Genomic DNA, 18,999 nt, shown 5'->3' on the forward strand with positions numbered 1-18,999 from the left:
GCATTTTTTTGTTGAATCACCGCAGTTTCCTCATTATAAAAAATTTAGTTGATATAATTTATATAATTAAGGCGTTTGTTAGAGAATTTTATGTTTGCAAGTTTACTAGTTTTATCTGCAAGTGTGGCGTATGACGCACACTTACCTCCATTAATTGAGTGGCAGGGGAAAAGCGTAGAGCTTTTACAAAAACAAGGGCCGCTAACTACCGATTTTGAGCTGTCAGCAGGTGAAGCGTCGCCAGATTATGCAAATACAATGGCATTTGTTGATAGGTTAGTTGCTGCAAACCCTACTCAGTTTCAATCTCAAACCATTGGCTATAGTAATAGCAAGCGTGCAATAAAAATGTTGATTGCCAGTGAGCAAGGTTTTTTTGAAGCAAGGCAAATGGCTAATAGCACTAAGCCAACTATTTTTATCCAGGCAGGAATACATTCTGGTGAAATAGACGGTAAAGATGCCATGTTTATGTTACTCAGAGATATAGCGACGGGTAAGCGCCGTGACATTTTAAAAAAGGTAAACATATTATTTATTCCTATTTTAAATGTAGATGGACACGAACGTAGCAGTGCATTCAATCGCATCAATCAACGGGGCCCTACAAAAATGGGCTTTAGGACAAATGCTAATAACCTTAATTTAAATCGCGATTTTACTAAATTAGATACCCCAGAAGTTAGAAGTGTTTTAAAGGTTATTAACGACTACAACCCAAATTTATACATTGATGTACACGTAACCGACGGCGCAGATTACCAATACGATGTGACTTATGGCTACAATCCGGTATTTTCAAGCGAGTCGCCTGCGGTCTCTGATGCACTAAACCAGTTTTTTAAACCTCTGATTGACGATACGCTAGCTAAGCAAGGGCACATGCCAGGGCCACTTGTTTTTGTTATGGACAAGCGCGACTTTAAAAAAGGATTAGCGGGATGGGTTGCTACGCCGCGCTTTTCAAATGGTTGGGGTGATTTAAAGTCATTACCGACTATTTTAGTTGAAAATCATTCATTGAAGCCTTACAAGCAACGTGTATTAGGAACTTACGTATTTTTAGATGGTGCTATTACTGCGCTATCAAAGCACAGTCATGAATTAGCTAATGCAGTAAAAAAAGAACAGGAATTTGTTCCTAAACAGTTAATAGTAAAGCGTGGCTATGCCAAGCAAGCTGATACGATTGCGAAGTTTAAAGGTATTGAGTATTCATCAAGCATGAATGCGCTCTCAGGCCAAAATGAAGTGAAGTATTTGGGTAAAGCACATACATATACAGACTTACCTATTTATTGGCAAAAAGATGTACAACATACAGTTGAAGTACCTAAAGCTTTTTTTATTCCGCCTGTATATCGCAATATTATTAAGAAACTAAAGTTACATGGTGTCTCTATTAATAAACTTGAAGGGGCAAACACACAACCTTTAAAAGTAGCAAAGGTGGCAGACTACACGTTTGATAAAGCACCATTTGAAGGCCGTTTTAGAGTGTCAGCAAGTTTTGATTATATCCCTGCAATAAATGTAGATTTAGATGGTTGGTATCAAGTCAATACTCAACAAAAAGCAGGTGAATTAGCAGTTCATTTATTGCACCCGGAAGCACCTGATTCATTTTTTGCGTGGGGTGAGTTTAATACTATTTTTCAGCGTACTGAATATATGGAAAACTATGCGCTAATTCCGTATGCACGCCAAATGCTAAAAGATAACCCAAAGCTTGCGCTTAAGTTTGATGAAAAACTTAAAGATAAATCATTCGCGAGTGACGCAGAAGCTCGATTAAACTGGTTATATGAGCAAAGTCCATTTTATGATCAAGCGTACTTAAAGTATCCAATACTTATGTCATTCGAAGAAGAAGTTGTTATTCCAGATCAAAAAAGTAAAGAAATTTAATATGGAAATCATAACTATACCTGTAACTGCCTTTGCACAAAACAGCCGTATTATTTGGTGTAGCGAAACTAAACACGCTGTGGTTATCGACCCAGGTGGCGACACTGATAAAATAATAACGGTCCTTAATGAGCATAAACTAGCGTTAAGTGCTATTTGGTTAACGCACGGGCATTTAGATCATGTGGGTGGGGCTGATATTTTACGTAATCAATTTAACGTACAAATTACTGGCCCACAAAAAGAGGAGTACTTCTGGTTTGAAAACTTACCTATGCAAGCACAAATGTTCGGGTTTAAACCCATTGAGCCTTTTTATCCGGATATTTGGCTAAACCATAACGATACCGTGAGCGTAGGTAAACTTAGCTTTTTAGTTAAACATTGCCCGGGGCATACACCCGGTCATATAGTGTTTTATCAACCAGACTATGAGTGCGTTATTGTAGGTGATGTTATTTTTAAAGGCTCAGTAGGGCGCACTGATTTCCCTAAGGGGAACAGTGAACAACTTATAGAGTCGATTAAGACGCATATTTTAACCTTACCTGATAATACTAAAATACTGGCAGGACATGGTAGCGACACTACGGTGGGATTTGAAAAGAAAACAAATCCTTTTGTAAGTGGTAAGTTTGGTTAAGTTGCTTATTTTAAGTTTACAAACTGCATAAACATTAAAAATAAGCAGACTGAGTTTTAAAATGGCTGTATAATTTAACCAGTTTATTTGATAAATAAGAAATAAAATGTCTCTAAATCACGTAGATCGCCAAATATTGGCACTTTTACAACAAGATGCTAGTTTATCAACCGCAGAAATTGCAGATAAAGTAGGCTTGTCTCAATCTCCATGCTGGCGTCGAATCGCTAAGCTAGAGCAAGATGGTTATATAAAAAGCAAAGTGGCTCTTTTAGATGAGAAAAAACTTGGCTTTGATATGCTTGTATATGCACATGTGCGTTTATCAAATCACGGTAAAAAGAATCTTGCTGAGTTTGAAAAGCTGATCATGAGCTACGACGAGGTAACAGAGTGTTACACTATGGCTGGTACCATGGACTTTATGCTACGCATAATTTCACAAGGCATAGAAGGGTATGAGCATTTTGTGCGCGATAATTTACTAAGCTTAGAATACGTCCAAGAAGTACATTCTAATGTAACAATGACATGTGTAAAACGCAGTACTTCCCTTCCTTTGTAAAAGCACTTCTTTTAAAAGCTAAACCATTTTTAGTTTAGCTTAACCACATAATGACAATTGTTAACTGAGCGCTAATTTGGTAGAATTTAGCGCTTTTTTTGATACCCATTACACCATTTGAGGACCTCAATGTTTAACTTACTCAGTAGGGCGCCTAGCTCTGCTAAAAACGATATTCTATCTGGATTAACTGTGGCGTTAGCCTTGGTGCCAGAAGCTGTTGCGTTTGCATTTGTTGCAAATGTAGAACCTTTGGTTGGTCTATATGCCGCGTTTATCGTTGGTTTAATTACGGCTATTTTTGGTGGTCGCCCTGGTATGATTTCAGGTGCAACCGGTGCACTAGCTGTTGTCATGGTAAGTTTAGTGCTTGATCACGGTGTTGAGTATCTATTTGCAACTGTGTTGCTGATGGGAATACTGCAAATTCTCGCGGGTGTATTTAAGCTCGGTAAGTTTATCCGTATGGTTCCTCATCCGGTAATGCTTGGTTTTGTAAACGGGTTAGCAATTGTTATATTTTTAGCTCAGCTAGGGCAGTTTAAAGTGCCAGACGGTATGGGCGGACAAGAATGGATGACAGGTAATCCATTAATTATCATGCTTGGCTTAGTTGCATTAACCATGGCAATAATCCACTTTTTGCCAAAATTGACTACAGCAGTGCCTTCATCTCTAGTTGCTATTGTAACTGTAACTGGATTAGTGATTGGGTTTGATTTAGAAGCGCATACAGTATTAGATTTCTTAAAAGGGATGACAGGCGACGAAACAGCAACAATCGCTGGCGGCTTACCTGAATTTCATATTCCTATGGTACCGTTTACTTTCGAAACGCTACAAATTATTTTTCCTTATGCACTTATTTTAGCGGCTATTGGTTTAATTGAATCATTATTAACGCTTAGCTTAATTGATGAGATTACAGAAACCCGTGGTCATAGTAATAAAGAATGTATTGGTCAAGGTGCTGCAAATATTACCTGCGGTATGTTTGGTGCAATGGGTGGTTGTGCAATGATTGGTCAATCAATGATCAATATAAATTCAGGTGGTCGCTCTCGTTTATCAGGTATAAGCGCTGCACTTATGCTACTTGGTTTTATTATTTTTGCCTCTAGCTTAATTGAAATGATCCCATTAGCTGCACTTGTTGGTGTTATGTTTATGGTAGTACTTGGTACATTTGAATGGGCAAGCTTTAAAATGATGAAGCGCGTACCATTATCTGATGCATTTGTAATTGTTCTTGTGTCGGGCGTGACGGTTATTACTGATTTAGCGATTGCTGTATGTGTGGGTGTTATTGTATCGGCTCTAGTATTTGCTTGGCAGCATGCGAAGCAGATATATACAACTAACTACATTGATCAGGAAGGCGCTAAGGTGTACGAACTACATGGTCCGTTATTCTTTGGCTCTGTTAAAAACTTTTCTGAGTTATTCGATGTGAAAAATGATCCTAAAAATGTGATTGTTGAATTTAAACACAGCCGCGTATCTGATCACAGTGCAATAGAAGCAATTGATACACTTGCTGACAAATACACAAAAGCAGGTAAACAACTTCATTTACGTCACTTAAGTAAAGACTGTACGCAGTTGCTTCATAAAGCACGAGATTTAGTTGAAGTGAATGTGATTGAAGATCCAACCTACAAAGTAGCATCAGATAAACTAGCTTAATTTACACAAGGCTATTGATATTTAAAAAGCGGAAGGCGGATAACCTTTCGCTTTTTTAGTGTCTCGACTATTTGTTTGCGGTAAGACTCTTAAAAAGCAAGGCAAGCTGTAGTGCTATGCAAACTCATAAATCTATATAATAAGACTACCTAATTTTGTGAAAATTAGCCCTACATAGGTAAAAATAATAAAAATAACAAACGCCTATTTTATGGAATTAGTTTTAACCATACGGAGTAAACATCTATTTTGAACTGGCAATCTTTAGTCGATAACAGGCAACGTTTTTTTTGGCTTTTGCAAATCGCGGGCTGGATTGGTTACGCGTTAGTAAATTATATCGGCTCTAAAGTATTTGAAATGCGTGATATATACGTATTTGTTATTTTATTGAATGCTTACGCTGGTTGTTTGATGACAGTGCCGCTTAGGTATGTTTACCGTAAAATTTGGAATGCCTCGCCCTGGGTGTTAATGATTGTAGTATTTGGTGCCTCTTATATAACGGGCACTCTATGGGCTGTCGTTCAAAAATTCAATCTATGGGAAATATACCGCCATGGCTATAGACCAGAGGAATGGTTTTATTACCTGCAGCAAGGTTTAGATTCGGTTTATATTATTTTATGTTGGAGTGGTTTGTACTTTGGCGTTAAATATTATCAGTTATTACAAAGTGAGCGACAAAAAGCGTTAAAGGCCACAACGATGGCACACGAAGCGCAACTAAAAATGCTCAGGTATCAGTTAAATCCCCATTTTTTATTCAATACACTTAACGCTATTTCTACTTTAATTTTGGTTAAAGAAAACAAAGATGCTAACTTAATGGTAGCAAGGTTAAGTGACTTTTTACGTTACACACTTAATACCGATCCAATTAAAAAAGTACCGCTTGAGCAAGAGCTACATGCGCTCATGCTTTACTTAGAAATAGAGCGCGTCCGTTTTGATGAGCGGTTGAAAGTAAATGTAGATATTAGCGAGCAAGCAAAAGAGGCTTTAGTACCGAGCTTAATTTTGCAACCAATTATAGAAAACGCGATTAAATATGCCATTGCCCATCTGACAGAAGGTGGTGTAATTGATATTAAAGCACAAGTATTTGCGAATGAATTATTACTAGAAGTGGGTGACAACGGCCCAGGCACTGAAATACTTGATGGCCAATTAGTTAACGCTCAAGGTGTAGGTGTTGCTAACACCAAAGATAGATTAAAAACGTTGTATGAAAATAATTATTCGTTTGTATTATCACATAATACGCCAAGTGGATTAAAAGTTAATCTGCGAGTACCTTTTGAGAAGGCTGTGAAAAATGACTAAAATAAAAACACTCATTGTTGATGATGAACCGTTAGCGCGAAAAGGTTTAGCGGTAAGACTTGATGAATATTCTGATATTGAAGTAATTAAATTATGTAGTTCAGGCGCTGATGCAATTGAAATGTGCCAAAGAGAGAAAATCGATTTGGTTTTTTTAGATATTCAGATGCCAGGTATGAATGGCTTTGAGGTGGCAAGAGCGCTTAGCGAGAGTACAAAAGTACTACCTGCTATTGTATTTGTAACTGCTTTTGATCAGTTTGCTGTAAAAGCATTTGAAATTCATGCTCTCGATTACATTTTAAAACCCGTTGATGATAACAGATTAAAACAGGCGGTAGAAAAAGTGCATACTTATTTAAAAACGCAGCAAGACAACGCCCATAAGAAAAAACTAGCGAGTTTTGTAGCCGGTATTACTGGTAATAATTGCGAAGAAATATTAAAAAAATTAGCCACTGGCGATACCTTAACAGATAGACGTTACCCAGAATCGCTTGCAGTAAAAGAGCAGGGTGAAATTATACGGGTACCTGTAGCGACTATCCAATGGGTTGATGCTGCAGGTGACTATATGTGTTTACACTGTGAAGATGGACAAACGCATATACTTCGTAAAACAATGAAAGAGCTTGAGCAAGAGCTAGACCCTCAGTTATTTGTGCGTGTACACCGCAGTGCAATAGTAAATACAAAACAAATTAGTAAGCTGGTTACACAAGTAAGTGGCGAGTATTTATTAGTACTTGAAAACGGACAAGAATTAAAAGTGAGCCGTAGCTACCGAGATAAGGTTAAAGCGGCATTAGCAAGTTAAAGCCAACGCTCTTATTACAGGCACAAAAAATGCGAGCTAAGCTCGCATTTTTTATATTTAGTAATTATGCAACAGTTACAATTTTCATAGTGTTAGTTGCGCCCACAGTTTCCATTGAGTCACCGTGAGTAATAATTACTGTATCGCCAGACTGTAAAGAACCTTGAGAAACTAAAGTATCAAGTGCCGCTTTTACCATACCGTCTTTTTCAGTTTTTGTAGAATCAAAAAATACTGGGTAAACACCACGATAAAGTGCTGTTTGACCTAATGTACTCGCATGGCGTGAAAGCGAGTAGATTGGTAAGCCAGAGCTGATACGTGACATTAATTTAGCCGTGCTACCAGATTCAGTAAGCGTGATGATAGCTTTAACAGAATCTAAGTGATTAGCTGCATACATAGCAGAAAGTGCGATAGATTCTGCATTGTTAGAAAAACGACTATCTAAACGATGCTTAGAAACATGCGTTTCTTTTTGAGATTCAGCTCCTAAACAAACACGTGCCATAGTTGCAACTGTTTCTTCAGGGTAATCACCTGCAGCTGTTTCAGCTGAAAGCATTACAGCATCTGTTCCATCAAGAACAGCATTTGCAACATCCATAACTTCTGCACGTGTTGGCATAGGGTTATCGATCATCGATTCCATCATTTGCGTTGCTGTAACTACAGTACGGTTTAATGAACGAGCACGACGAATAATTAGTTTTTGCTTGCCCATAAGAGCTGCATCACCAATTTCAACACCTAAGTCACCACGAGCAACCATTACAGCGTCAGACGCTAGAATGATGTCATCAACAGCTTCTTGCGTTTCAACGGCTTCAGCACGTTCAATTTTTGCAAGTAGTTGTGCTTTTGAACCAGCAGCTTCAGCAAGTGAGCGTACGTAGCGCATATCGTCGCCACTACGTGGGAATGATACGGCAATGTAATCTACGTCAATTTCAGCGGCAGTTATTAAATCTTCTTTATCTTTTTCAGTAAATGCTGGAGCAGTTAAGCCACCACCTAAACGGTTAATACCTTTATTGTTAGATAAAACACCGCCAACAGTTACAGTACAATGTACTAAGTGCCCAGCTACTTCATCAACAGTTAGTTGAATAAGGCCGTCATTTAGGAGTAGTAAGTCGTTAGGGCTAACATCGTTAGGTAATTCTTTATAATCAATACCTACAGAGTTAACATCGCCTTCGCCTTTTTCCATTTTTGCATCAAGAGTGAACTTTGCACCTACAGCAAGCGTTACCTTACCTTCTTTAAAAGTAGAAACGCGGATTTTAGGGCCTTGAAGGTCAGCAAGGATAGCAATATGCTTGCCTAATTTTTTTGCAATATCGCGTACAGCTTGCGCACGGTCTTTATGATCTTGGGCAACACCATGTGAGAAGTTTAAACGTACTACATTAGCCCCAGCGATAATAATTTTTTCTAAGTTGTTATCTCTATCGGTAGCAGGTCCAAGGGTAGCGACTATTTTCGTGCGTCTTAGCATCAATTTCTCCTGTTTGCTTGGTGAAAGCATGTTGACGTTATTTTGTTGAATTAAAATATCTATATTAGATTAAAATATTTTAACTATGTGCAAACTTCAAAGGTTTGCCACTATTTTATACAAAACTATTGTGTCATCATTATGACACCGGTGTCAGAATGCGTCAATGATCTTAATTTCAATTAGCGTTGCTTTTAGTCACCCCGAGAGCATTGATGTTTGATATAATTACGTAGCTTATTTATCTGTAATAAAAAAGCATGTTGTATGGGCTCATAGTTAGTATTTTATGACTGTATGAGTATAATGCACGCGGTATTATTTAATTTATACACTGAATTTTCTAACCAAATAGTTGTTACCGAGGAGGACACTAGATGCAAGTTGCATTAGTAGGGTTAGGCGTTATGGGAAAAAATCTTGCCCTAAACTTGATTGAAAAAGGGATAACGCTAGTCGCTTATGATAAAAACCCACATGCGGGTGAAGAGTTACTAAGTTGTGCCAAATCACAAGGCATGGCTGATAGGCTTCACATTGTCTCTGATTTAAGTGACATGGTAAGGCGTTTAGAGGCACCTCGTTCTATTTTATTACTTGTACCTGCTGGTGAGTTAGTTGATACAGTTTGTAATGAACTTGTAGAGGCCGGCGTTAATTGTGACGATATGATAGTCGATTGCGGTAATAGTAATTATAAAGACGGTATAACGCGTAAACTCAAATACCAAAATAAATTTGAATTTGCCACTATGGGAATTTCTGGCGGTGCAGAAGGCGCTCGCCATGGTCCTGCAATGATGGCAAGTGGTTCTGAAGGTGGTTGGGAACGTATTGAGCCATGGTTTGAAAAAGTAGCTGCTAGCTATAATGGCGACTCGTGTTTTGCACGTGTTGGCCAATCAGCAAGTGGTCATTTTGTAAAAATGGTTCACAACGGTATTGAATACGCACTGATGCAACTTATTGCAGAAGTGTACCAATTACTTCGTTTAGGTACTAATCGTTCTCCAAAAGAAGTAGCTGAGATATTTAATGACTGGTCAGAAGGTCAATTAAATAGTTATTTACTGTCTATTTCTAGCCATATATTGTCACTTGAAAATCATAATAATGTACCGCTTGCGGACTTAATTGATAATAAAGTTGGCGCTAAAGGTACTGGTCTTTGGACTGCGCAAAATGCACTCGAACTTGGTATTGCTGTCCCTTCACTTGTTGCTGCTGTTCAAGCTCGTCATTTAACTAATGCATGTAACACAACGGCTGCACAAGAGATGACATATGCATCTAAATCAACGAACAATGTTGAAATTGATTTAGAAGAGCTAAAAGACGCGTTCTTACTTGCAAGCTTACTTGCGTATCGTCAAGGTTTAGCGCTAATCAAAGGTGCATCACGTACTCATCAGTGGAAAGTAGATTTATCTAAAACGCTTCAAACGTGGCGCGCTGGTTGTATAATCCGTGCTGATTACTTAGATAGCGTTGCACAAGGTGTTGAATTTATTGACACTCTTGAAAAAGAGTCTAATTCTTTGCGCAAAATTACCGGTCAAGCAATAATGACTGGTTTAGCATTCCCTGTATTGGGTGCTACACAAACGTATTTAGCAACATTAACTACACCGAGTAATGGGCATTTAGTTCAAGCCCAGCGTGATTACTTTGGTGAGCACGGCATAAAAACCCACAGTGGTGAAATGTGTCATTTAACTGATTTAGTAGATATAGACGCTAAAGTTAGATAATAAGCAGTTGTTTAAAACGATAAGGGCACGCTATTTAGCGTGCCTTTTGTATTTTTAGCCATTAAAAATTAGCGGCTTAACTCACCACGTAAATTGTCTTGCATTAAATGACGAATCGTTTCGACTTCAAGCTTTTGGCTAAATAAATAATGTAACTTAGTTAAGCATGCTTCAAGGGTCATATCGTACCCACTAATTACACCAATATTTAATAGTGCATTACCTGTTGCATAGCCACCCATGTTTACATGACCTTTTAAACACTGAGTTAGGTTAACAATTACGACGCCACGTTTACTTGCTTCTTCGAGTATTGACAAAAAGCTCGGATCTTGGGGTGCATTACCAACACCAAAACTAAGTAGCACCAGTGATTTAATATTGCCATTGACCAAGCTTTTAACTACCTCTTGGCTAATACCAGGATACAGATAAAGCACTCCGATAGGTTGAGGTGTTATAGGTGTAACTTGCAGCTCATTTTCAACATATGGGCTAAGCTGACCTTTAATAAGTTGAATATTAATACCCGATAACGCGAGAGGATCAAGATTAGGCGATGCAAAGGCGTTAAACCCATCCGCGTGTGCTTTAGTTGCTCTATTACCTCTAAACAGTTGGTTATTAAAAAAGAGACTTACTTCAGCAATAGGATAATTTGCAGCTAAATACATGGCATTAAGCAAGTTTACTTGGCCATCAGAACGTAATTGTGAGAGCGGAATTTGTGAGCCGGTTACAATAACCGGTTTAGATAAATTTTCGAACATAAATGACAGCGCTGAGGCTGTATAAGCCATGGTATCAGTGCCATGGAGCACTACAAAACCATCATAATCTTGGTATTTATCTTTGATATCATCAGCAATGAGTTGCCAATGCTCGGGCGACATATCTGAAGAGTCTATAAGAGGGCAGTATTCGTGAATATCAAACAAAGGCATTTCATCACGATTAAATTCTGCGTTATTTACTACGGTTTCTGTTAAAAAACCTTCAGCCGGAATATAGCCTCGACTCGATTTTTTCATACCTATAGTACCGCCTGTATAAGCGATATAAATGCGTTTACGTTTCATAAAAAAAGCCCAGTAAAAAAACTGGGCCTAGTATAACGTTAAGCAGCTTTAAATACAGCTGATTAGGTGAAGCTATGCACTTTTATTGTGCAACATTACACACTAAACAGCGTGCGTATACACCTTGTGGATCGTTGTAATCTTTAAGGTTTTCAACTTCAGTGCTTAATTGATTAATAACACTTTGTAAATTAGCTTGTGTTGCTAACACAGATGTTTTTTGTGTTTGCAAACCAAGCATAGATTTAATAGACGCATTACCAAAAATGTCTTGAATCATTTTTTCTTGCGGGCTTAAATCTTGTTTGATTGTTTTAACTTCATAATGATTAAGCTTAGCAAGTGCAGCAGCGGCTTCAATCGCATCTTGTTTATCGCCTAGCTTATCAACTAAACCGAGTTCTTGCGCTTGAGATGCAATCCAAACACGACCTTGTGCTATTTTATCTACTTGCTCTGGCGTCATATTTCGCGCATGTGCCACTACAGCTAAAAAGCGACCGTATGCTTCTTCAACACTCATTTGAATTACTTCACCCATCTTTTCGTTAAGAGGGCGAGTGATTGAAAAACCAGCCATTTCGGTTGTAGCAACGCCATCTGAATAAACACCAATTTTCGATAAGGTTTTCTCAAATGTCATAAACGTACCAAATACACCAATTGAGCCTGTAATTGTACTTGGTGCTGCCCAAATTTCGTTTGCAGCAGAGGCAATCCAATAACCACCTGATGCAGCCACAGAACTCATTGAAGCAATAACAGGTTTGCCAGCAGCTTTAAGGGCTAATACTTCAGCACGAATAACTTCAGAGGCAAACATACTACCGCCACCAGAGTCTATACGTAGTACAACCGCTTTAACTTTATCATCAAGGCGTGCCTTACGAAGTAGGGCTGCTGTAGAGTCGCCACCAATTTCGCCAGCTTTACGCTCACCATCAACAATTGTACCTTTAGCAACAACAACGGCTACTTTTTCGGTAATAGGGTTATCAAATTCAATCGGTGGTTTAACTAAGCTTAAGTATTCACGAAATGAAACTTGCTTAAATGTTTTGCCATCTTCTCGTGCGCCCACTAAATCAATTAATTGCTTGCGAACTTGTTGATTTGTTTTTAAAGAATCAACCCACTGATGATCAAGTGCATATTTACCTGCATCGCCATCTGCAGCTTTCATTTTTTCAAGATATACGTCCATTGTCTCGTCAAAGTTTGACTCATCAAATGGGCGAACAGCGGCAACATCTTGTTTGTATTCGCTCCAAAGAGCGCCTAACCAAACGCGGTTAGCTTCTTTAGCTGCATCGGACATGTCGTTACGAATAAAAGGTTCTACTGCTGACTTAAATGTACCAACACGGAAAATATGCTGCGTGACTTCAAGCTTTTCAAGTGCATCTTTAAAGTAAAGCGGGTACATGCCATAACCTTCAATACCTACGCTGCCGTATGGGTGCATAGCTATTTCGTCAGCATGCGATGCAATATAGTATTGCGCTTGAGTATAGTAATAACCCGATGCAATTACTTTTTTGCCAGCTTGCTTGAAGGCATCAATAGCCTTTGTAATTTGCTTAAGTTTATTTAAATGTGCTTTAGGCATCTCTTGTAAATCAAGCAATATCACCGTGATACGATCGTCTTTAGTCGCCTCGTTTATTACTTCAACAATATCGTCGAGTAATATTTCGCTTGGTGCTTCAGAACCAGAAGTTGCATCACTAATTGCGGCTTCAACTGGGTCTATATATGTTTTCTCTTCAACAATAGGGCCATTTAAGTTAAGCCTAAGTACAGAGCCATTTTCAACTATTATTTGATCATCGTCACTTGAGAGTGACACAAAGAAAACAATTACCAGTAATAAAAACAAAATGTTTAGTATTAAGCGACGAGAAAAATTAATTCCAGCCCAAATACCTTTAAATACCTTTGCTATCAAAATAGCTCCTTAATTTGGTACAGTTAATACATTAGTCCCATCTTAGCTTAGAATAAAAATAAATTTAACTGCTAAATCGTAACGAAGTGTTTATGAACCTATATAAACGTAAGTTTTTACTGCTATTTTTAATTAAATGCATGCACATATTGCTTATTACTTGCCATTAAAGCAGAATTAGCTAATGTATACAGGTTAGACCAGTTAACGGGGCACAAGATGTTAGAACAACAATTACAACTAAAACACACACAATTACGTAACCGCTTGGTTATGGGCTCAATGCATACAGGTCTTGAAGAGGGCTGGCATAACCGCAAACGCTTACGTGCATTTTATGAAGCACGTGCAAAAGGTGGCACCGCGATGTTAATTACAGGCGGATACAGCCCTAATTTACGTGGCAAGCTAACACCTATTTCTTCCTCATTTAATAGTTATTACGATGTGTTTAAGCATCGCGCTTACACAGATGCTGTGCATAAACACGGTGGAAAAATTTGTTTGCAATTATTACATGCTGGACGTTATGCATACCATCCTTTCAATCAAGCACCAAGTGCAATAAAAGCACCTATTAATCCTTATAAACCTAAAGCGATGTCGCTTGGTTCGATTAAAAAAACAATTAAAGACTTTGCGCATTCTGCCTATATGGCTGAAAAAGCCGGCTACGATGGCGTAGAAGTCATGGGTTCTGAAGGGTATTTGATTAATGAGTTTATGGCGCCGCACACCAATAAACGCGATGATGAGTTTGGTGGCAGCTTAGAAAATAGAATGCGACTTGCACTTGAAATAGTTAAAGCTGTAAGAGCAAAAGTATCTGAAAAATTCTTAATTATTTTTAGATTGTCGGTCATTGATTTGATTCCAAATGGTTCAACACCAGAGGAAGTTGTTATTCAGGCTACTGAACTTGAAAAAGCGGGTGTTGATATATTTAACACTGGCATTGGTTGGCACGAAGCGCGTGTACCGACTATTGCGAGTATGGTGCCACCGGGTGCATTTAAAGAAGCATCAAAACGTTTAAAAGACGTGGTGAGCGTGCCAGTTATTGCTGTTAACCGAATTAATACTCCAGAAATTGCTAACGATATTTTAAATGCAGGCGAGGCTGATTTAATTTCGATGGCACGTCCGTTATTGGCTGATCCTGAGTTTTTTAATAAGTATGTAAACAATCAATCTAAACAAATTAATATTTGTATTGGCTGTAACCAGGGTTGTCTAGATCACGTATTTAAAAATAAACGTGCTACGTGTTTAGTTAATCCACAAGCTGCATTTGAGCTAGATTACCCGCTAGAGCAAGCAGCCAAAGCTAAAAATGTATTAGTTGTCGGTGCAGGTCCTGCTGGTTTATCAGCAAGTTGTTACTTGGCCCAAAAAGGGCATAACGTCACGTTAATTGATCAAAAATCGCAAATGGGCGGTCAATTTAATTTAGCCATGCAGATACCGGGTAAAGAAGACTTTAACCATACACTTACTTACTTCACAAATGAGCTCGAGCGATTAAAAGTAACAGTGGAGCTTGGTAAAGCTTACGACGATTCAATGCTTAAAGATTATGATGATATTGTTTTTGCAACAGGCGTTAGGCCGCGTGAAGCCTCTATTAAATGTAGTGATGATAAGCGTGTGTTTGCTTATGACGAAGTCATACGCGGCGAAGTAGAATTGGGCAAATCAATCGCTATTTTAGGTGCTGGCGGTATTGGTTTTGATATGGTTGCTTTTTTAAGTGAACATAAATCACAATCCATTAGCGAGTTTAAAACGCAATGGGGGATTGAGTGTGATGCACAACCTCATAAAGACGAGCGCCAATTGTATATGTTAAAACGAAGTTCGGGTCGTTTTGGTAGTGAGCTTGGTAAAACCACTGGTTGGATACATCGCCAAGTTGCTAAACAGCATGGTGTTAAACAAATTGCTGACTGCCAATATCAAAGTTTTGATAAAAATGGGTTAACAATTAATGTTGCTGGAGAAGTTCAAGTACTGCCGGTAGATACTGTTATTGCGTGTATTGGTCAGGTTTCTAATAGTGAAGTACTAGAAGGTTACACAGATAACGCAAAAGTGCATGTGATAGGCGGAGCTAAATTGGCTGCTGCAATTGATGCTAAACGCGCTATTTTTGAAGCTCTACAAGTGGCGAGAAGTATTTAACCTTTGTAAATAAATTGAAATAGTTTATCAATTTATACGGTCTTTGTTGTTTATAGTCTATAACTTAATAAACATTGAACACACAGGATACGCATGAATAAACTAATCAGTTTTTATAACACAATACTGGGTAAGCTATCGTTTTTAGATGGTTTACCTGTATTGCTATTTCGCTTGATTTTAGCCCCTGTTATGATCATTGCAGGTTATAACAAACTTGCTATAAGCGGTGAGACAGAAGGTTTCTTTGATAACTTTTTAGCATCTCCAGATGTAGTTCAATGGTTTGGTAATAATGAATGGGGTTTAGGATTACCGTTTCCTGACTTACTCGCTTTTTTAGCTGGATGGAGTGAATTTTTAGGTGGTTGGTTGTTATTATTTGGCCTTTTAACTCGCTTGGTCAGTATCCCACTTATGTTCACAATGGTTGTCGCTGCAACCTCAGTGCATTGGCATAATGGTTGGTTTGCAATAGCACCAACTAATCCAGAAACAAGTGCTGCGCAAGTGCTCGATTGGTTATCAATTCCGGGCGCTAAAGAAAGCCTTGAAAACTCACTAGAAGTACAAGACCGAATAGGTAAAATTCGTGGCTTAGTTGAAGAACACGGGTTTCCTGATTATCTATACGAAAAGGGCAAGCCGTCTATTTTAAACAACGGTATAGAATTTTCGGCAATTTACTTTGCAATGCTCCTTAGCTTATTTTTTATGGGAGGAGGACGCTTTGTTAGTATAGATTACTGGTTAAGGCGAAATATTGTAAAAGAATAACGTATTCAATCTGCTTTACTAACGGCCCCATAGCTTAACCCTTTGCGGCCGTTTTGCATTTTAATTTCTCGGTATTTATTTTTTAAGGGTTTAAATGTTACTCTAGCGTTTTGAATTTTGAGGAATCGTTATGAACGCTATCGAGCTTTTACTTACCCGCCAATCAGACTCTAAACTAACAGAGCCGGGCCCTACGCCTGAGCAGCTCGACATAATTAAGCAAGCAGCATTACGTGTTCCTGATCATGGCTGTATAGCACCGTGGCAGTTCATTGTTGCTCAAGGTGATGCACGCAATAAACTGGGTGAAATTTACCATCAAAGTGCAGTGGCAGAGCAACAAGAAGAAAAAGTAATTAACCGTGCTAAAGAGCTTCCCCTTCGTGCGCCTATGATTGTAATAGCAATTGCTAAATATCAAGAACACCCAAAAGTTCCTCGAATAGAACAAGTACAAAGCGCAGGCTGTAGTGTATTAGCGATGCAACAAGCTGCATTTGCCCAAGGGTTAGGCGGTGTTTGGCGCACAGGCTACTTTGCACAAAGTAGCGCGGTTAAAAAAGCGCTTAACTTACATGAGCAAGATGAAATAGTAGGGTATTTATATATAGGTACACCCGAAGTCGATTGTAAAAAGTCGCCTCGCCATAAGCCAGAACACTATTTTAGTAATTTGTGAAATAGTATGAACTTTGCGCAACTTACATAGTCATAATTCATTAAGGTTACAAAGAGTATTATTTAAAAGTTAATGACTTGGCTGTAAGAAGCGCTTGGAAGCACTAAATTTACTAAATCTTCTTCAGTTTGTTTTTTAATCGGTTGTTTTTTGATACATTATGGAAAGTCTTAATAAAAATAACGATAAAGAAGACGAAAACTATGGGAAATTTATTTTTACGTGAAAAAGAGAATTGGCTAGCATGGTCAATTTGGGGAATCATTGGTGCTTTTGTAACACTGTATGTTGCAATGAGCACAAATGCATCACACTTTATAGCCGGTTCAGCGATGGGTATGCTTGTGTTGTTAACATGGTGGATGCACCAGTCCAAACGTTTCGACTTTGGGCGTGCATTTAAAGTATGTTGCTACGTTTTATCGCTTAGTGTGCTACCTGCTTTTATGTTTGTTGTAGTACCAAGTGATGATTTAAATCGATTCGATTTAATTTTTCAAGGCGTTACCTTTACCGCACTGAGTATATTGGCTTGTTTAATCTGCTCTTGGATTGCACGTAGACCTAAACAATATTATTAATGTGTTTAACTTTAGTCCATTAACTACACTTTTATTAAAGTGAAGAGCTTAACAAAAGAACAAAGTGGGTCTATTTTATCCAATATGTTAATATTTTATATTAATTTCTATTTAGCTCTTTACAAGTTATGTATTTAGCCATATTATTCGCGCCGTGCGGAGAGATGGCAGAGTGGTCGAATGCACCGGTCTTGAAAACCGGCATGGGTTTATAGCCCATCTAGGGTTCAAATCCCTATCTCTCCACCATTATTTAAAAAAACCGCCTTATGGGCGGTTTTTTGCTTTGTGGAGTTTCTAAATGACTAAAGCAACAAACCTACCAACCTCGCAGAAATTAATAAAACATCTTTTATTATGGACGGTATTTGGTTACTGCTATCAAAGTGCTATTAGCTTATTAGTAAAAATGGCTATAGACGCTCAACCAGAGTATCCATTAATTACCGGTTTAATTTATGGTGTTGGTTTTAATGTTTTAGCTGCCCATCTTATTACCAAATACGATAAGCATTGGCCAGTTATTGGCTCTGTTTTTATTGGTTGTATAGGGCTGCTTGTAGTGCCATTTTTACTGTTTGGCGAATCAGGATTACTAACAATGCCTCTACTTGTTGGAATTTTATTCAGTTTGCCGCTTTGTAGTTATATTGTTGGCCTAATTAAGCTAAAACTCAGCAAAAACTAGCCCCAAACGCGGTTTATTTTGTGATAGCATAGTCGCGTCTTTTAACTAACAAAACGTGAAAAACACATTATGTCAGATAATTTTACTACAGATGCTGAAAAAGCAAGTTACGGTATTGGCTTACAAATGGGTGAGCAACTTAAGTCTAATCCTTTTGAAGGCTTAAACCTAAATTCAGTATTTGAAGGCATGAAAGATGCATACGCTGGTAGCGCATTTCAAGTTGAGATCCCTGAGATCCAAGCTGCATTTGAAAAAATCAACGAAGAGATTCAAGCTCGTCGTGAAGAAGAGTCTAAAGTACTTTCTGCCGAAGGTATTGCATTCTTAGAAGAAAACGCAAAACGTCCTGAAATCACAGTAACTGAGTCTGGTCTTCAATACGAAGTACTAGCAACTGGCGAAGGCGAAAAGCCAACAGCTGAGTCTACAGTACGTGTTGATTACCACGGTACACTTATTAACGGTACTGTGTTTGATAGCTCATACGAGCGCGGTCAACCAGCTGAATTTCCAGTTGGTGGCGTGATCAAAGGCTGGACTGAAGCATTACAAATGATGCCTGTAGGTACTAAATGGCGTATCTACGTTCCTCATGAGCTTGCTTATGGTGAACGTGGCGCAGGTGCTGCAATCGCACCTTTCTCAACGCTTGTATTTGATGTTGAGCTACACGAAATCATTTCTTAAATTAAATAAATTTTAATTTAAGAATTTAAAAAGCCGTATTCAATTTGAATACGGCTTTTTTGTTTGCCCAGCGAAGCTGGCAAACCCGATAGGCTGAAAGATGCCTTATCACCCTGACTAAGGGGAAGATAATCTGAATGGCAAGGGCGTCACTGGCCAACGGTGGGGTCTGAAGGAAG

Annotated in this window: 16 protein-coding genes and 1 tRNA gene; 14 read left to right on the plus strand and 3 right to left on the minus strand. The window is 38.4% G+C overall.

Going from position 1 to position 18,999, the window contains the following annotated elements; all coding sequences use genetic code 11:
- The first annotated feature begins 90 nt into the window (after positions 1–90).
- From H4J63_RS06920 to H4J63_RS06945, 6 genes are all read left to right on the plus strand, one after another.
- The gene (locus H4J63_RS06920) at positions 91–1,908 is read left to right on the plus strand and encodes a M14 family metallopeptidase (protein WP_182195566.1); all 1,818 of its coding nucleotides are present in this window, start codon (positions 91–93) and stop codon (positions 1,906–1,908) included.
- Between the two features lies 1 nt (position 1,909).
- Entirely contained in the window at positions 1,910–2,551 is a 642-nt protein-coding gene (locus H4J63_RS06925; protein ID WP_182195569.1) for an MBL fold metallo-hydrolase, read from the plus strand.
- 106 nt (positions 2,552–2,657) lie between these two features.
- Positions 2,658–3,116 (plus strand): Lrp/AsnC family transcriptional regulator, encoded by a 459-nt coding sequence (locus H4J63_RS06930; protein WP_002960703.1) that lies wholly within the window; start codon positions 2,658–2,660, stop codon positions 3,114–3,116.
- 129 nt (positions 3,117–3,245) lie between these two features.
- Positions 3,246–4,802 carry a SulP family inorganic anion transporter gene (locus H4J63_RS06935; protein WP_182195572.1) on the plus strand — a complete coding sequence of 519 codons (1,557 nt, stop codon included), beginning with the start codon at positions 3,246–3,248 and terminating at the stop codon, positions 4,800–4,802.
- 249 nt (positions 4,803–5,051) lie between these two features.
- A complete protein-coding gene (locus tag H4J63_RS06940; RefSeq protein ID WP_165743570.1) occupies positions 5,052–6,128 on the plus strand; it encodes a sensor histidine kinase in 1,077 nt (358 codons plus the stop codon).
- On the plus strand, positions 6,121–6,945 hold the full coding sequence (locus H4J63_RS06945; protein WP_182195575.1) for a LytTR family DNA-binding domain-containing protein: 825 nt from the start codon (positions 6,121–6,123) through the stop codon (positions 6,943–6,945). The genes H4J63_RS06940 and H4J63_RS06945 overlap by 8 nt, the downstream gene beginning before the upstream one ends.
- Before the next feature lie 64 nt (positions 6,946–7,009).
- Here the strand turns inward: H4J63_RS06945 and pyk are convergent, their stop codons facing one another.
- Positions 7,010–8,446 (minus strand): pyruvate kinase, encoded by a 1,437-nt coding sequence (gene pyk / locus H4J63_RS06950; protein ID WP_002962904.1) that lies wholly within the window; start codon positions 8,444–8,446, stop codon positions 7,010–7,012.
- A 377-nt stretch (positions 8,447–8,823) separates the two neighbouring features.
- Here pyk and gndA point away from each other — a divergent pair, with 377 nt between their 5' ends.
- Positions 8,824–10,197, plus strand: coding sequence for an NADP-dependent phosphogluconate dehydrogenase (gene gndA, locus H4J63_RS06955; RefSeq protein ID WP_165743572.1), 1,374 nt, complete (start codon positions 8,824–8,826; stop codon positions 10,195–10,197).
- Positions 10,198–10,265: 68 nt separating this feature from the next.
- Here gndA and ansA read toward each other — a convergent pair whose 3' ends face one another.
- Positions 10,266–11,276: an asparaginase gene (gene ansA / locus H4J63_RS06960; RefSeq protein WP_024606560.1), complete on the minus strand. Its 1,011-nt coding sequence runs from the start codon at positions 11,274–11,276 to the stop codon at positions 10,266–10,268.
- Positions 11,277–11,358: 82 nt separating this feature from the next.
- Positions 11,359–13,224, minus strand: coding sequence for a signal peptide peptidase SppA (gene sppA / locus H4J63_RS06965; protein WP_024606559.1), 1,866 nt, complete (start codon positions 13,222–13,224; stop codon positions 11,359–11,361).
- 219 nt (positions 13,225–13,443) lie between these two features.
- Between sppA and H4J63_RS06970 the strand changes: the two genes are divergently transcribed.
- The 7 genes from H4J63_RS06970 to H4J63_RS07000 all read left to right on the plus strand — a co-directional run bounded on the left by H4J63_RS06970 (position 13,444) and on the right by H4J63_RS07000 (position 18,820).
- Entirely contained in the window at positions 13,444–15,405 is a 1,962-nt protein-coding gene (locus H4J63_RS06970) for an FAD-dependent oxidoreductase (RefSeq protein ID WP_182195578.1), read from the plus strand.
- 93 nt (positions 15,406–15,498) lie between these two features.
- Positions 15,499–16,182: a DoxX family protein gene (locus H4J63_RS06975; protein WP_182195581.1), complete on the plus strand. Its 684-nt coding sequence runs from the start codon at positions 15,499–15,501 to the stop codon at positions 16,180–16,182.
- A gap of 130 nt (positions 16,183–16,312) precedes the next feature.
- A complete protein-coding gene (locus H4J63_RS06980) occupies positions 16,313–16,861 on the plus strand; it encodes an NAD(P)H nitroreductase (protein WP_024590138.1) in 549 nt (182 codons plus the stop codon).
- A 203-nt stretch (positions 16,862–17,064) separates the two neighbouring features.
- The gene (locus H4J63_RS06985) at positions 17,065–17,442 is read left to right on the plus strand and encodes a hypothetical protein (RefSeq protein ID WP_007582705.1); all 378 of its coding nucleotides are present in this window, start codon (positions 17,065–17,067) and stop codon (positions 17,440–17,442) included.
- Between the two features lie 158 nt (positions 17,443–17,600).
- Positions 17,601–17,691 (plus strand) — tRNA-Ser (locus H4J63_RS06990).
- A 52-nt stretch (positions 17,692–17,743) separates the two neighbouring features.
- Positions 17,744–18,130: a hypothetical protein gene (locus H4J63_RS06995; RefSeq protein ID WP_024590139.1), complete on the plus strand. Its 387-nt coding sequence runs from the start codon at positions 17,744–17,746 to the stop codon at positions 18,128–18,130.
- A gap of 69 nt (positions 18,131–18,199) precedes the next feature.
- Positions 18,200–18,820 carry an FKBP-type peptidyl-prolyl cis-trans isomerase gene (locus tag H4J63_RS07000; RefSeq protein WP_002962890.1) on the plus strand — a complete coding sequence of 207 codons (621 nt, stop codon included), beginning with the start codon at positions 18,200–18,202 and terminating at the stop codon, positions 18,818–18,820.
- Positions 18,821–18,999: the final 179 nt, after the last annotated feature.

This window comes from Pseudoalteromonas sp. 5Ae-yellow (genome assembly GCF_014077565.1).
Lineage (GTDB): Bacteria > Pseudomonadota > Gammaproteobacteria > Enterobacterales > Alteromonadaceae > Pseudoalteromonas.